The organism is Streptomyces sp. NPDC107528 (assembly GCF_055639295.1).
Window position 1 is genome coordinate 11,210 of record NZ_JBVKAV010000027.1, and the last position, 16,526, is coordinate 27,735.

A 16,526-nucleotide genomic window follows, 5' to 3' on the forward strand; every position below is an offset into this window, starting at 1 on the left:
TGCGCATCTTGTGATTTCACATGGAGATCGTTTAGAACATCTTTACTTTTGGTCGGTTCCTGTGGGGGGTTCCGTGCGTCCGGCACGTCCGCTTGTTGTCGCTGTTGTCTTGATGTTGGCCGTGTTGGCCGGAACTGAGCAGGCCACGCTCGCCCTCGGTCGGGCGGCCAGCTCCTCCGGTGACGCGCCGCACCAAAGGTGGGGTTCGGCCGCCGGGCGCAGTCACAGTGCCGACGCTACGGCGACAGATGCCGCCTCGAAGGGTGGGCATGAAGGGCCGGTTACCGGTCGCGGTGAGTTGCCCGCTGATCAGTCGGGCGGTATTACCAGGCTGCCCACCACCGTGAAGACACCCAAGCCGGGATCGGTCCGCATGAGCGAGGCTCCAACTGCTGCCTCACCTCAGGGCTTTGATGTCAAACGCAGCAAGGAGGTCAAGAGCGAGCGCGGCGAGAGGGAACGCACCTACCGCAACGCGGACGGCACGTACACCACCCGCTTCTACACCCAGCCGGTCAACTTCCGTGCCAAGGACGGCAGCTGGCAGTCCATAGACACCTCCCTGGTGCCGCAGGAGTCTTCGGGCCCGGGCACGATGAGTGGGGGCGAAGAGGGTTGGGAGACTGCCTCGACCGAGGCGTCGATCGAGTTCGCCGGTACCGCCGATGCCGATCCGGTCGTGCGGATGCAGGTCGACGATGGTGTCTCTGTGGGATACGGCGTGGACGAAGCGCAGGCTGCCACAGGGCAAGCCGACGGCAGCGTCCTGACCTACGAGGACGTACGAACCAGCTCCGACGTGGAGTTCGTCGCGGGGACCGGCTCGGTCAAGGAGACTCTGATCCTCAAGGACGCTTCCGCGCCCACCGAGTGGCGGTTCCCGCTTCAGCTGCAGGGACTCACCGCGAGCCTCGACGAACACGGCAACGTCATGTTCGCCGACGCAGGCGGCACCATTCGTGCCTGGACGCCGGCTGGCTGGATGCAGGACTCAAACTTTGCCCCTGACTCCAACGAAGGCGCCATCTCCTCCAAAGTCGCCTACCGCCTGGCTGAGGAAGGCGGCCGCCAGATTCTGGTGGTCACCCTGGACAAGGACTGGCTGACCGCGCCCGAGCGGGTCTATCCAGTGAGGGTCGACCCGTCGGTGAAGTCCGTCGACGCCACCTCAGGCACCTACGTCCAGTACCCGTACAACCAGAACTTCGCCTCAGACACGGTGCTGAAGGTGGGCACCTACGACGGCGGAAGTCACAAGGCGGCGGCGTTCCTACGGTTCACCGGTCTGGAGACCACCCTGAAGAACGCCTGGGTGATCGGCGCGAACCTGGCCCTGTACAACTCCTGGTCGTATTCGTGCACCGCTCGCCCGGTCACAGTGCACCCAGTCACCTCGAACTGGTCTGAGTCGACGACGTCGAAGTGGCCCGGCCCGTCGACCGGTTCGTCGCTGGCGTCGAAGAGCTTCGCTCACGGCTGGAAGCCGGCGGGCACGGAGACCTGGTCGTGCGGGCCAGCCTGGGAGAGCATCAAGCTCGGTTCGGCCGGCCGCAAACTGGTCGACGACTGGACGCACGGCCGGAAGAAGAACTACGGCCTGGCGGTCAAGGCATCCTCCACCGATTCCAAGGGCTGGAAGCACTTCGGCTCCGACGACTACCCGAACGGCAAGCCCAGCCTGGACGTCACCTGGACCAAGTACGGCGCCACCTACAAGCTGGGCGATTTCACCGCTCCGGTGACCGCCACCACCGAGGGTGTCGAGAAGGTCACCGTCACCAACCAGGGCCAGGAGACCTGGCCTGCCGGCGGTAACTACAAACTTCGCTACAACCTGTTCGACTCCGTCGGCAAGGAGATCACCGACAGTTCGAAGATCCGCTGGACGTCAATGCCGGAGGGGGTCTCACCAGGGGAGAGCGTGACCCTGGACGCGAAGATCGCTCCGTTGACGCCCGCCACCTATACCGTGCAGTGGACGATGGACGAGGTTGGCGTCAGTCGCTTCACCTCGGCCGGTGTGCCGGGACCCGCGGTGAAGATCTCCTCGGTGAACATCCCACCGCAGCTGACCGCTGAGTCCCCGGGCAGCGGTGTCAGCGTCGATACCCTTACCCCGACGCTGTGGGCGAAGGGCACGGACGCGGACCACTACCCGAAGGCCGAACTGCAGTATTCCTTCGAGGTCTGCGAGGTCGAGGGCAATAACCTGCGCAAGAACTGCAGGACCGGTGCGCGAACCAGTGAACAGCAGTGGCCGGTGCCTGCCGGCTGGCTGTCGTGGGACAAGACGTACGCCTGGTACGGGTACGCCTACGACGGTTCCGCGACATCGACGCGCCCCGGCGCGGCGCTGCTGACCACGCAGGTCCCGCAGCCCAGTGTGACCAGCCATCTCGGCGGCGCGGACGACGGCAAGGAGATCGGTACCCGCGAGGGCAACTACGTCACGGCCGCCACCGACGCGTCGATCAGCACGGTCGGTCCCGAGCTGGCGGTCACCCGCACCTACAACTCCCTCGATCCGCGCCGTGACAACGCTTTCGGCACTGGCTGGTCGACCCGGTGGGACATGGTGCTGCGCCAGGAGGCGGCCACTTCGACGGTGGTCGTCACCCTGTCCGACGGCTCGCAGGTGCGGTTCGGCAAGAATGCGGACGGTACCTACACCGGTCCGCCGGGCGGGGCGCTGACCCTGGCCCGCCAGTCCACCGACTGGGTATTGCGGGAACGTTCCGGCGCGGCCTACCGATTCCTGGCGGGTGGTGTGCTCGCCGAGATCACAGACGTGGCCGGCCGCAGTCAGACTGTCACCCATGAGACCGCGACCGGCGGTCCCGTACGGAAGGTGACTGACGACCTGTCGGGCCGCACCCTGTCCTTCACCTGGTCCGGCGGCCGCGTCAGCACGGTAGCCACGAGCGCCATCGATGCCAACACACCTGGTCTCACCTGGACATACACCTACACGGGTGATCAGCTGACGAAGGTGTGCCCGCCGTCCTCGACGACCAAGTGCACCCTGTACGAGTACGGCACCGGCTCCGTCTACCGCAGCATTGTCCTGGACTCGGCCCCCACCTCCTACTGGCGTCTCGGCGACAGCGAAGGCTCCGTCGCGGCTAGCGAGGCCGTATCGCGCACTGGCCTCAACGATGCCGTCCACCGCGACACCCAGTTGGGTGCCGACTCGGCCATCGCGGGCACGCAAGACACCTCTGCCGCGTTCGACGGCGTCGACTCGGTCATCGAACTGCCCGCGGACACGCTGAAGACAGCCGCCTCTCCCACGATCGAGCTGTGGTTCAAGACGAACACGCCCTCCGGTGTCCTGGTCGGGTTCCAGAACACCGAACTGGGGGAGAAACCCACCTCGTGGCGGCCCGTGCTGAACGTCGACGGCGCGGGCAAGCTGCGCGGCGAGTTCTACCTGACGGGCAATCCCGGTGCTACGCCGATCGTTTCGTCGCAGACAGTGACCGACGGCAAGTGGCATCACGCCGTGCTGACCGCCGCTGCGAACACCCAGTCCCTCTACCTGGACGGTGCGAAAGTCGGTTCACTGACCGGCGCCTTGACCGAGCAGTCCCGTGATTACGCCTACCTGGGCGCAGGCTACGGCAGCTCCGGCTGGATGGGGCTGGCCAATGGCGAGTACCGCTTCAAGGGACAGATGGACGAAGTCGCCTTCTACGGCCGCACCCTGGACCCGGCGACTATCAGCGAGCACTACGCCGCACGGTCCGCGATCGGGAAGATGACCAAGGTCACCCTGCCCTCCGGCCGGATCCACGCCACCGCCGCTTACAACCCGGTCAGCGGCCGCCTCACCGAGCACACCGATAACAACGGCGGCACCTGGAAGGTGTCTCCACCCGCCTACTCGACCTCCTCATCCTCCTACGCGGACACCATCCAACGCAGCGGCCCCACCGGCTACTGGCGGCTGGGTGAACGCGGCGGCGCCGAAGCCACCAGTCCTCTCGGTGACGACCACGCGGGCAGCTACCTGGACGGCGTGCGACCGGGCACCGCGGGCATCTTCGCCGACGGCGACGACACGGCGGTCGGCTTCACCGGCGACGGCGCGATCGAGATGCCTGCCGAATCCCTGGGCACGGGGACGTCCATGTCGCTGGAGCTGTGGTTCAAGACCACCGGCTCGGGTGTTCTGGTCACCCACCAGAACACCGACCTCGGCGACACCCCGACCCTGTGGCGGCCGATGCTGCTGATCGATTCCGACGGCAAACTGCGCGGCAGGTTCTCAGGCGGTGCAGCCGGTCTCCTCTCCAAGGGGACGGTCACCGACAACAAGTGGCACCATGTGCTGCTCACCGGCAACGAAGGTATCCAGGCGCTGTTCGTGGACGGCGACCACCAGGGCAGCACGACCACGGGCATTGACACGGCCCGCTTCTCCCGTGTGTTCGTCGGTGGCGGCTACTCCTCACCCCTGTGGGACGGCGAGGCTGAGGGCTACCGCAACTTCACCGGCCAGATCGACGAAGTCGCCTTCTACGACAAGCCACTGGTGGCGTTCCAGAAGAAGCCGGGCACCACCACATGGACCTACGTCCCCGTTGGCGCCGGACAGACCGACGTCCCCAATCAGCACATCCAGGCTAGGCGCAGCCTTGTCACCGGCCGGGGGGACCAGTACGACGGTGTCGCCGCTGCCGACGCGCCCGCCGCGTACTGGAGGCTCGGGGAAGGCGAAGGCACGGCGCTGGGCAGTGAGGTCGGCGGCGCCGCTATGGGCGCCACCTTCCGTCCGGACACGGGCAACGTCTCGAAACTGGACCAAGCAGGCGTGTTCGGAGCGGGCGACGACCGGGCCGTCAGGCTCAGCACCGGCGGAACCGTCGCCATACCCGGCTCCATTCTCGCCGGCACCACTGACCTGTCCGCCGAGATGTGGTTCCGTACCTCCAAGCCGTCGGCCGTGCTGCTGGGACTCCAGGACGCGCCGATCGGCCAGACACCGACCTCGTGGCGGCCGGCGCTGAACATCGACGGCTCCGGCAAGTTGCGCGGCGAGTTCTACCTGTCCGGCGCCTCCGGCGCGACTCCCATCGTCTCCGCCCAGCCGGTGACCGACGGCGAATGGCACCACGTGGTGCTCTCCGGTGCCGGCACGACGCAGACCCTCTACCTCGACGGGGTGAAAGTCGGTTCGCTGGACGGCACCATCGTCGACCAGTCCCGCCCGTACGCCTACCTCGGCGGCGGCTACGCAAGCTCCGGCTGGATGGGCCTGGCCAACGGCACCTACTACCTCGACGGCCAGATCGACGAGGTCGCCCTCTACCGCAAGCCACTGACCGCCGACCAGGTCTCCGCCCACTACCGGGCGCAGTCCGAGGCCGCAGACTCCGGCCTGACCTCCACCGTGACCGTCACAGACCCCCGGCAGCACACCAGCACCACCAGCTACGACGCCCTGCGTGGCCAGCGCCTACTGGCCAGCAAGGACGCCACCGGCGCAGTCACCAGTTACGCCTACGACACCGACGGAAACCGCCATACCGTCACCGACCCCAACGGCCACGCCACGGTCACCGGTCATGACGCGCGCGGCAACGTCGTCTCCACCACGACCTGCCGGGACGCCGACTCATGCTGGACGAGTTTCTCGTCTTACTACCTGAACGAAAGTGACCCGCTCGACCCGCGCAACGACAAGCCGCTGACCTACCGCGACCAACGGTCGAGCGACTACAAAGACAATCGCTACCGCACCGCCTACACGTACAACTCGCAGGGCCTGCCCCTGACCACGGTCCGCCCAGACGACAGCACCGCCACCACCACCTACACCGCGGGCACCGAGACCGCGCTCGGGGGCGGCACCACCCCGCCCGGCCTGGTCCTCACCGAGAGCAGCCCGGGGGGAGCGAAGACGTCGTACCGCTACTTCTCGAACGGTGACCTGGCCGAGTCCACGTCCCCGTCCGGGCTCCTCACGAAGTACACGTACGACGAACTGGGCCGCAAGGTCAGCGAGACCCAGATATCCGACACCTTCCCGAACGGTGTGACCACCAACTACGGCTACGACAAGGCCTCGCACGTCGTAGCCGAGACCGGCGCCGCGGTGAAGAACGAGGTCACCGCAACCACTCACACCGCGAAGATCACCCGCGACTACGACGAGGACGGCAACCTGCTGTCCGAGACCACGACGGACACCACCGGCGGCGACACTTCCCGCGCAACCACGTACCACTACAACGAGCACGGCCTGAACGACAGCGTCACCGACCCCGAGCAGAACACTACTCTGCTCGAACACGACGAGCTTGGCCGCGTCAAAGGCATGACCGACCCGGCTGGGACGCACGTCAGTTACACCTACACGCCCCGCGATCACCACGCCACGACCGTCCTCGACGACTGGACCGGCGACCCGTCCGGCACCATTCGGGACCTGACCATGCAGTCCAACGCTTACGACCCGGCCGGCCGCCTGGCCTCGACCACCGACGCCATAGGCGCGACGACCTCCTACACCTACTTCGACGACGGACTGCCGGCGACAACCACCGCCAAGCAGGTCACGCAGGCCGACGGCACGAAGCACGACATCGTGCTGGAGTCCAACACCTACAATCCAGCAGGTCACCTGACCAAGCAGGTGACCGCCGGCGGCAAGACCACACAGACATCCACTGTGGACGCCCTAGGCCGCACCGATACCAGCGTCCTGGACCCCGGCGGCCTGAACCGCACCACCACCTTCACCTACGACGGCGACGACCGGCTCAAGCAGCAGACACAGACCATCACCGGTGACAAGAAGCTCACCACGGCCTCGAAGTACGACGCCGCCGGAAACGTCACCGAGCAGACCGTCACCGACGGCACCAGCACCCACACGACCACTCACACCTATGACGACCGCGGTCTGATGCTGACCTCCGTCAGCCCGCGCGGCAACGTCACCGGCGCCGACGCGTCCGCACACACCGCCACCTACCGCTACGACGCCCTGGGCCGCCTCGTGCAGGAGACCGCACCGGCGGTACAGGCCGAGGAGAACGGCACCGCAGCCGCGACGGTCAAACCGATCACCCTCACCGGCTACAACACCTTCGGCGACGCCACCGAGGACAAAGACACCCGCGGCAAGGTGACCCGCACCGAGGTCGACCGCCTCGGCCGAGCAACCGCCACAACCCTGCCCGACTACACCCCACCCGGCTCCGCCGCTGCCCTGACGGCGACGACCCGTACCACCTACAACGCGCTGAGCCTGCCCGCTACGGTCACCGACCCGCTGGGCCGCGTCACCCGCTACGGCTACGACGAGTTCGGCCAGCTGACCAGTACGACGGATCCGGTGGCCGACGCGGCTGCAGCCCTCGCCGCCTCCGAAACCGACCCGGACCTGCTCACTTCCGCAAGCACCGACGGCGGCGGCATCACCCGTTTCACCTGGACCCCCACCGGCCTCCAACTGTCGGTCACCGATCCGACCGGCGCGCGCACCGAGGCGACCTACGACGAACTGGGCCGACAGGTCACGGGGACCACGGTCGAGCGCTCCCCGAGCCTGCAGAACCTGACCAGCCGTTACACCTGGGACGACGCGAGCAACCAGATCATGTTCACGAGCCCGGGTGGCATCACCACCTCCGCCACCTACAACCCGGCGGGGGAGACCACGACCATCACCGACCCGGCCGGCACGACCCGCTTCGACTACGACGGGCTCGGCCGCCAGACCGAGACCACCGACGCCACCAACCGCCGCTCGGCCACCACCTACGACGCCCTCGGCAACGCCATCGCCACCACCGACTACGGCACCGGCGGCACTGCCCAGCGCACGAGGGCCGCCGAGTACGACGCCGCGGGCAACCGGACCGCTGTGATCGCCGCGCAGACCAAGGCCCGGACCACATACACATATGACGCGCTGGGCCGGATGACCAAGCAGGTGGAGCCGGTCTCCGCCACCGACTCCATCACCACGGCTTTCGGGTACGACGCCGCGGGCAACCGCACCCGGCTGACCGACGGACGCGGAAACAAGACCATCTACACCTTCAACAGCTGGGACCTGCCTGAGTCGACGATCGAACCGTCCACAACGGCACACCCGAACCCGGGTGACCGTACCTGGACCACCGTTTACGACAAGGCCGCACAACCGGTGACGGAGCTCCTCCCCGGCGGGGTCAAGCGCGAGCACACCTACGACGGCCTGGGCCGCCTCGTCCATGAGACCGGCAGTGGCGCGGAAGCAGCCACGACTGACCGCACCCTGGACTACGACCTCGCGGGCCGCCTCACCGCGACCGGCACAGATGACGGCCTGACCCGCAACACTTATACCTACAACGACCGCGGCCAACTCCTCACCGCGACCGGCCCCGGGGGCACATCCAGCTACGCCTACAGCGCCGACGGCAACATGACCAAGCGGACAACCAAGGGAGGGACCACCAACTACGGCTACGACAGCGCCGGCCGGATCGACTGGGTCTGGGACTCCATCACCAACAACGACATCTGGTACGACTTCGACGCCGCCGGCCGCCCCCGCCTGGAGCAGTACGCCTCCAAGCCCGAAAGCGCCACGTCCTACACCGTCACGGCCAAGCGCACCTACACCTACGACGACCTCGGCCGTCTCAAGAGCGACTCTGTTACGAGCCCAGACGGAGCTACGACCGTCGCGTCGACGACCTATGGCTACGACCTCGACGACAACTCGACGTCCAAGAAGACGACGGGCACGGCGGGAGCCGGTGACAACACCTACGGCTATGACTACGCCGGACGCTTGACGTCGTGGACGAAGGGCGCGGCGACCACGGCCTACGAGTGGGACGCTGCAGGTAACCGCACCAAGGCTGGCACGGCAGAGGCAACCTTCGACGCTCGCAACCGTCAACTGAGCGACGGGACAACGCAGTTCGCGTACTCGGCACGCGGCACGCTGGCATCGGTGAACACCGGTTCCGCGCGAGCCCTGACCTTCGATGCCTTCGAACGCAAGATCACCGACGGCTCCGCCACCTACACCTATGACTCCCTCGACCGCGTCCAGACTCGCGGCGCGACCTCCTTCACCTACGACGGAGGCTCCAACCGCCTCGCCAACGATGGCTCCACCAACTACAACCGCACACCCGAAGGCGCGCTGCTCTCCCTGGCCACCGGAAGCACCAAACAATGGGCCGTCACCGACAAGCACACCGACCTGGTCGCCGGCCTCAACCCTGACGCCGCCCAGGTGACCGGCTCCACCGCCTACGACCCATTCGGCACGGAAACCGCCACCTCCGGCACCACCCCGGCCGTCGGCTACCAGTCCGGCTGGACCGACCCGAGCACCGGCGACGTCAACATGGCAGCGCGCTGGTACCGGCCGGGCACCGGCTCCTTCACCTCCCGTGACACCTGGCTGCTCGACCCGGTCCCGTCCGCGGAGGCCAACCGCTATACCTACGTGGGCGGTGATCCGCTCGACGCGACAGATCCCACCGGGCACTCGCGGCATCACGAAATGGGCAGCGGCTGGGGATCGGTCGGCACGCTCGGCAGGGGAGGCACCCGGAGCTCATTCTCCGGACGCGTCACCCGCCCGAACACCCGTGCCACAACCCGCAGTGCAGGCAGGGGACAGAGCCGTGCGCAAAGCCGCTCGCAGTCCAACCGCTTCCAACGCCAACACGGTTCCGCAAGCCGTCCCTACGGCGTGCGCTCGTCCGTCCGCCCGGGAACCACGCGTGGCACCGGCCGACCGGCTACATTCCGTTCCTCCGGGCGCCCGAACTACGGCACCGTCCACCGCGGCAACGCGCCCTACCGTCCGAGCGGCACTCCCCGCGGATCCACCAACGTCAAGCCGCCCAAGCCCCCTACCCCGCAGAACCCTAACCGGGGTCCCAAGCCCACACCGGCGCCTGCGAGACCAGCGCCCAAGCCTCGCGTCGATGTCGCGTCGATCCAGCGGAGCTCCTTGACCCAGGCCGCGGTGGTGGATCAGGCAGTGATGATCAGTCTTGCCGTCGACCCCCACTATGCTTTGGACCCTCAGGAGGCCTACGGAGCTGCGGTTGACGACAGCAGCGACTCGAACACGAACGACCAGAGCAGTACCGATTGCCGTCGCGCCGGACAGGGGTGGGTGAATCCCGGTCCGCGAGACGCCACGAACGGCAATCGCGCTACGGGTGTGGAAGCGTGCTTGGACCTCGCGTATGTGACCGCCCACCCCGGCACACCCACCGCGACCCGCGAGGGGATCAAGCCGCCCGGTTACGACTGGGCTCGTGACTACGTCCGCTATCTGGGCGGTCGGCCCAGCAACGTCAATGCCTGCCATCTTCTCGGCGCCCAGCTGAGCGGATCGGGCACGGACCTCGTCAACCTGGCGACCTGCGGCACCGACGCCAACTCCTACGTCGGCAAGCCTCATGCGCCGATTCCTCCGATGGACAGCATGCTGAATTTCGAGGACACAGTGCGGTCCCTCGTCGACTCTCAGCATGTCGTGCGGTACAAGGTGACGCCGATGTACACAGGCAGTCGGACCGTGCCCCACGAGTTCCGGATGTCCTACACGGTGTGGGACAGCAGCGGCCGCTACGCGGGCGCCGACGCCACCACCGTGTCGAACCTCATTTACACTGCTGGCCGGGGTTGGAAGAACATGGGGACCGCTATTGACAGCCGCACCGGCGCCGACGTTCCCATGCCAGGTCAACCGTGACCTGCCCGCCTCCCAACACATGAAGGGAACCCCTCATGCCCCACCCCGCTGTCGCCCGCCTGTACGGGCTGCTCCCGCGGCCCGATCTCGGCGGCGACGCGGTGGACTGGGAGGAAATCGAGCGGACGACGCACCTGGTGTTTCCGGTCGATTACCGGGAGTTCGTGGAATCGTACGGCGGCGGCGAGATCGACGAGTACCTCTCCATCAGCACACCGCCGGTCCTCGGCTCGGCGTACGGAGATCTTCTGGACAAAGTCGATCCCCCGCTCTCGGACCGTGACCGCGGCGAGTTGGGTGCCCTCCTACCATCCGGCGCTTTGCCGCCCCTGCTGGCGTTCGCGGACACTGCCAGCAGTGATGTCGCCTTCTGGCTGTGCGAGGGAGAACCCGACGGCTGGAGGGTGGCTGTGTTCCGCAGGCAGACGCCGTACGGAACGAACCGTTGGACCGTGTTCCACAGCGGCATGGCATCGTTCTGCATGGCGGTCCTGACCGGTGAGGTGGATCCGTTCAGCGAGCGGTTGTCGACGGGGGAGCGTCATGAGTTCGCGAGCTGGCGTGAGATGTGAGGGCACAGCCAGTGTGGTGATCTTCGTCCTGCTGTAGTGATTGCCTCGGCCCTCACTGGGCCGAGCAGGCACCGACGCTGGCCTGTCTGAGCCGCAAATGGCTGGCCGCAGCTCGGCTGCCCAGTCCGGCTGGACCGTTCAGATCACGGGCAAACAAAGCCCGGACCGGCACCCTCACCGTCGGGCCGCCGCCCGGGGAGGGCGAGGAAGAATCCCGTCTGCTGCTCCGTTTCGCCGCTCTCAGGGGGCTTGGACGATGTCGTGCGGGGCGCTCTTGGGGTCCAGCAGGGCCACAGAGTCCACGGCGCGGATGTCGACGCCCTCGCCCAGGACGCGGCAGTTGGAGAGCACGGCGCGCTGCGCCGTAGACCCGAACGAGCCGAGGACTTCCCGCCGGTGTTCGGGGACGTGCTCGCCGTACAGCCAGTCCGCCCAGATCCGCTTTGGGTACTTCTCGGGCTCGTTGGCGTGCAACTTCGCCGCGACGCGCTGAAGGCCCTCCGCGTAGGCCTGTGCCTCGATGGTCCGGTGGTGGAAGGTGATGCAGGTCTGGAGCTCGTGCTGCGCCATGGTGTGCAGGAGCGCGGCCTGGAGGGCACCGAGCCTTTGCCCGCGGACTTCTTCGGTGTGCCGTTCCTCGCCCATCAGCCGCTCGGGCGTGACGACCGGGTCCTGGAGTTCCAGGACGATGATCTGGTATCGCGCCAACAAGCCCCGGGAGACGGCAGACGCGAGCGAGAGCTTGTAGAGGACCGGCCCGAAGACCTTCTCATCGTCCATAGAAGCCGCCATCTCTCGCGGCAGCGGATCCCGCACCCCCTCGGCCACCTCGCGGTTGAGACGCTCTTCCCAGATCCGCGGCGTGGCCGTCAGGTACAGCCGGCGGTGCGACGCGATCACGGCCTGGTTGTGGACGTCGGCCCACGCCTTACCTATCGAGCCGGAAGTCCTGTGGGCCTCGTCCGTTTTACCGACCCTGAAGATAATCGGGATGTTCTTGAGCTGGTCCGATGCGTCGCGGACATGTTTGCGAGGCATGGTTTGAGGTGACAGTCACGGGGTCGATGACGTGTATGCCGTTGGTGCCTCGGGCGCAGCTTTGTGGCGTTGAGCGTCGCGTTTACGGAATCAGCGCGGTGGCTCGGCGGACGCGTGCGCTGTTGTCGGTACGGAGGCGTTCGGTGATGGTTTCGTACTTGAGGCGCTCGCCTGGGGGGAGCTCAGCGAGAGTACGGGCCAGGTTGTGGCGTACGCCGGTGTTGGAGTCCTCGGCGAAGATGCGTGCCAGGGAAGGATCCCGGTGATCGGCGCGGCCCCAGCAGATTACGGCGGTCTGCCGCATGAGTGGTGAGGGGTGGGTGGCCGTCAGGGACGTTGGCGTGGGGGTCAGGCGGTCGAGTGTGAGCACGGTCTGCGCCTGGAGCCGGCCGTGGCCTGGTTTTTGTTCGGGATGGGTCAGGTGGGGGAGCAGGCGCTGTTCGACGCGTTTGGCTTGTTCGGCGCTGGTGGCGAGGACGGCGGTGGCGTGCAGGATTTCTGTGGGCAGACGCCAGTCTCCTCCAGTGTTGATCTTGTAGCGGCTCAGGGGGTGCTGGGTGTGTCCGTCGAGGGCGTTGGCCGGGTGCTCTGTGAGATCTTGATATAGGTCCATGAGCCGTTTGAACGTGCCGTCTCGGACAGGCGCCGACAGGGTTTCAGCGAGGATGGACAGGGCGCGAACGGCCTCGGAGCGTCGGTCGGAAATGTCGTTGCGATCTTCGGCCCACAACAGCAGGTGCGCAGCGACACGTTCGCATAGGAGGCTGGTCGGCTCGCCTGTGCTCACGCTGCTGTGGTCGTTGGAGCACGCTGTGAGGTAAGCCGCGCACTGCCGTGCGGTGGTTCCCATGGAATAGAAGGGGCGGACGGTCCCGACCGGTTCGGCCAGCACGGTGTCGGCCAGTTCTCGGGCGATCTCCGGGACAGACGGGTCGTCCACCTGCCAGTCGGCCAGGAGGGCCGTGGCCCCGCGGTGTCCTTGCCGCGCCCGCTGGCGTATTACTGGCACAGCCGACGGCAGGTGGGTTTGCAGGCCGGCAAGCAGACCTTCAGCGCCTTTTATATCGAGCTTCCATGCATCCATTAGGCCTTGGACGGCTTGGTCGGCTACGGGCAGTTCGGCCTTGATGCATGCACCGAGGAAAGCCAGCATCTGCTCGTCGATGAACCGGGAGACGTTCGGTTCTCTGGGGATCCATTCGACCAACAGTGGCAGCACCTGTTGCGCTGACGCCGCCGGCAGTCGCTCATCGAGCGCTGCAAGCGCTCCGAGAGCCTCCTGGACCGGACGGATGCCGGTCAGCCCTGTCTGCGCGCCTGTGATGACGATCTCCGTCAGGCGGGCGGCGATGCCCGCGACGGCGTCATCAGGAATGAGATCCGCCTGCTGGCCGATCACCGCTGCGGCCGCGCTGCGTACCCACCGCGCACGCACCTCCAGGAGGTCGCATACATCGAGGTACTCGAGAAGCGATGCGGCGGCGGAGCGTGCGTCCTTCCTGCGGCCAGCAAGAACGAGTTGACGCACGGCGTGCTTTGCTTCTCCGACGCGGTTGAAGACTTCGCCGTAGCGCTGGTGGGCGAGGTTCTCGTCGGTCAGCGCACCGGAGATCCGGTCCTGCCACAGCCAATGGTGCGAGGCTCGTGAGGCGTCCGGCAGTCTGTCGTCGACCAGGGCTTCCAGCGCGCTGACGGCTGGGTTGAAGGAGAGGTCGATGAGCCGCGCGCCTTTGGCGCCGACCGTGCGGGCCGAGAGCATGGCCTGGGACGATTCCTTGAATCCGCCGTTGTACTGGTCGGACAGAAAGGAAATGGACCGTAGGGCGTGCCGGGCGTCGCCTCCCAGGCCCTCTCGAGTAGCGGCCAGTACAGCGCGCCGATAGACCTCGATGGCTTCGCTTCCGAGGTCTGCAAGGGCCAGCGCGCGTCCGCGGCGCATGTGCACCAGGACCGCGAACCGTTCCGGTATGCGGCCGCCCAGAGCGCGCCGGTCGAGGTCGGCGTAGGCCTCTTCCGGGCTCTGTCCGGCTCGTATGGCCAGGTCCGCCAGACAGCATTCCAACCGAATCCGCAAGAGTCCACTCTGAGAGGTGACCACCTCGGAAGCCAGATCAGCCAGCCCCGCCGGATGATCGTCGGGGTGTTCATCGGCAACGATTTGCTCGATTACCGCCAGCACCAGGCGGGCTGCCAGGGGATCGCTCGCCTGCACCACAGCTACAAGCGCGGTCGTGATCGGCGCGAGGTCGTATCCGTACTCGAACCAGTCCGTCAGCGCCTTCAAGACCACATAGATGTCGAATGCCGTGCCGCCGGCGTTGGAAGCCAGCCGCTCCAGGCGCTGATCCACGAACATGCGATCGCCGGTCTCGTACCGGTCGAGCATCAACGTGGCCGCAACGGTGAAGGCCGCGTCGGCCTGTCCCGCGGACGCCAGCAGGTCGCGCCGTTGGGTACGGAGCTGGTCGGCATGCCCGGTGAACGAGGCCTGCTCGAGTTCATGCGCCAGATCGCCGAAGAGCTCGGCAGTCGGCCCAGGCTCCGTCTCCGCGAGTTGCTGCGCGCGGTGCAGGGCGTCCGCCAGGCCCAGGTGCTCGAGCGGGTCGTGCAACAGCGCGTAGCCATGCGGCATGGACGGCACCGGTGGCGTCTCTACCCCACAGAACGCCTTGGCCCACTCTGGACCAAAGACACCAGCGACAATGGACGGGCGTTCCCGCAGGAATCGGGAAAGGGCGCGTGCGTCGTACAGTTCGATGTCTATGTCGTCCTGGTACCGCTCCTGCAAGGCGACGAGTTCGTCTTCCACGGCCGTGTCATCGACGGTGCACCCGGTCGCCAGGACAAAACGCACCGTGTTGAACCGACGCTCGGACCACCCCTCTTGGGGGGTCGTAGTGCGGGATGGGCCGGTGAAGTCGGTGACGGCCGCGCGGAGCGCGGGCGCGGACAGGGAGACGATCCTGCGCACCTGGTAGACGTGCGTCTTCCCTTTCCGCCTACCAATGAGATCGAGTCCGCCCTGGTCCTGTCCGGATCGGCCATAGCCGCGGATGTCGTTCATCCCATCGACAAGCCACATGACCTCGCAGACCACGCGTTCGAACACAGGCGGGGACAGCTTGCCGAAGGGCAGCACATCGGGAGCAGAGAGGGGAGGGGTGAGGGGTAGTTCGCTGCGCCGGCTGACAAGCGCACTGAGACGGATATCCTCCGCGGGCAGCCTCGCAGGCATCCTGCACTCCTTGCTCGCCACCGACCAGAGACGCTTGCTTGCCTCTGGCAGGCACGGCGGACGTTATCGGAACGGACGCCGCAGATCTGCGGCGCTGCTTCAGGGCCAGGTTGCCCTCTGGTATGGCCTGTTCTATCCAGGACTGGGTACGTTTGGAAAGCGGAGAACGGGCGGTAAACAAGGGCATGCTGGAGCAAGGCCGACATGCGTATGACAGCCTCAGTCGGCACAGGGAGCTGAACGCGTCCGTCCGGTTGTCAGTGGCAGGTGGCACTCTTTGAGCATGGCCTTCCGGGGAAAGTGTTCATATCGAAGGTATTCCGACGTACACGGGCGGTGCTCCATGGGCGGTGGCCGGGTCATACGCGTGCATCGCAGGGACCTGCCCTCTCCTGACGGCTGCCGCTGGTGTGGCGACGATCCGGGTCACCACGGGTCTCAGTGGGTGGCTTCGGCCGGTCTGCATACATGGGAGGCGCCGACGCCGCAGCAGCGGCTGATGCGCATGAAGGCCCGGCGCGCGGCGCGTCAGGCCGCGGCGGCTACCAAAGATGCGGCCCCGCGTCCTGCGCGCGACTGACGAGAGCATCGAAGACTGTGGACAGGGCGGCGGGGATTCGCTCCTTCGCGAGGTGTGCGGCGATGCCGACCATGAGGTCTTCCTTATTTTTCGGTCCTTCAAGGGAGCCGCCCTTGAGTAGGGCCAGCAACTGCGAGCTGAACTTGCCGGCCCGCAGCTCTTCGATCTCCTGCGGTTGCCAGGGGCCGCGTTCGGCGTTCGGCCTCCACAATGCGTTGGCTGTCTCAGCCCAGTCGTCGTTGGTGAACAGGTCTTCGAGCTCGTTGGGGGAGCCGAGGTACAGGCACTCCTGCTTCAGGTCGAAGCCGTGCTCCTTGAGCTTGTCGTCTCGGAAGACGTGCTTTTGGTTCGTGCGGCTCTCTTTGTCGACGACGA

General features: G+C 66.7%; 3 protein-coding genes and 2 pseudogenes. 2 read left to right on the forward strand and 3 right to left on the reverse strand.

Going from position 1 to position 16,526, the window contains the following annotated elements; all coding sequences use genetic code 11:
- The first annotated feature begins 112 nt into the window (after positions 1–112).
- Both ACZ7L5_RS44855 and ACZ7L5_RS44860 read left to right on the forward strand, forming a co-directional pair.
- A complete protein-coding gene (locus tag ACZ7L5_RS44855; protein ID WP_471524880.1) occupies positions 113–10,726 on the forward strand; it encodes a LamG-like jellyroll fold domain-containing protein in 10,614 nt (3,537 codons plus the stop codon).
- 35 nt (positions 10,727–10,761) lie between these two features.
- Positions 10,762–11,298 (forward strand): SMI1/KNR4 family protein, encoded by a 537-nt coding sequence (locus ACZ7L5_RS44860; RefSeq protein ID WP_471524874.1) that lies wholly within the window; start codon positions 10,762–10,764, stop codon positions 11,296–11,298.
- Positions 11,299–11,544: 246 nt separating this feature from the next.
- On the opposite strand, the pseudogene ACZ7L5_RS44865 reads toward ACZ7L5_RS44860, so the two are convergent.
- The 3 genes and pseudogenes from ACZ7L5_RS44865 to ACZ7L5_RS44875 form a co-directional block, all read right to left on the reverse strand.
- Positions 11,545–12,261 (reverse strand): annotated as a pseudogene (locus ACZ7L5_RS44865) (helicase-related protein); the annotation flags it as partial.
- 157 nt (positions 12,262–12,418) lie between these two features.
- Positions 12,419–15,571, reverse strand: coding sequence for a hypothetical protein (locus ACZ7L5_RS44870; RefSeq protein WP_471524876.1), 3,153 nt, complete (start codon positions 15,569–15,571; stop codon positions 12,419–12,421).
- Positions 15,572–16,113: 542 nt separating this feature from the next.
- Positions 16,114–16,526: pseudogene (locus ACZ7L5_RS44875) on the reverse strand (hypothetical protein); the annotation flags it as partial.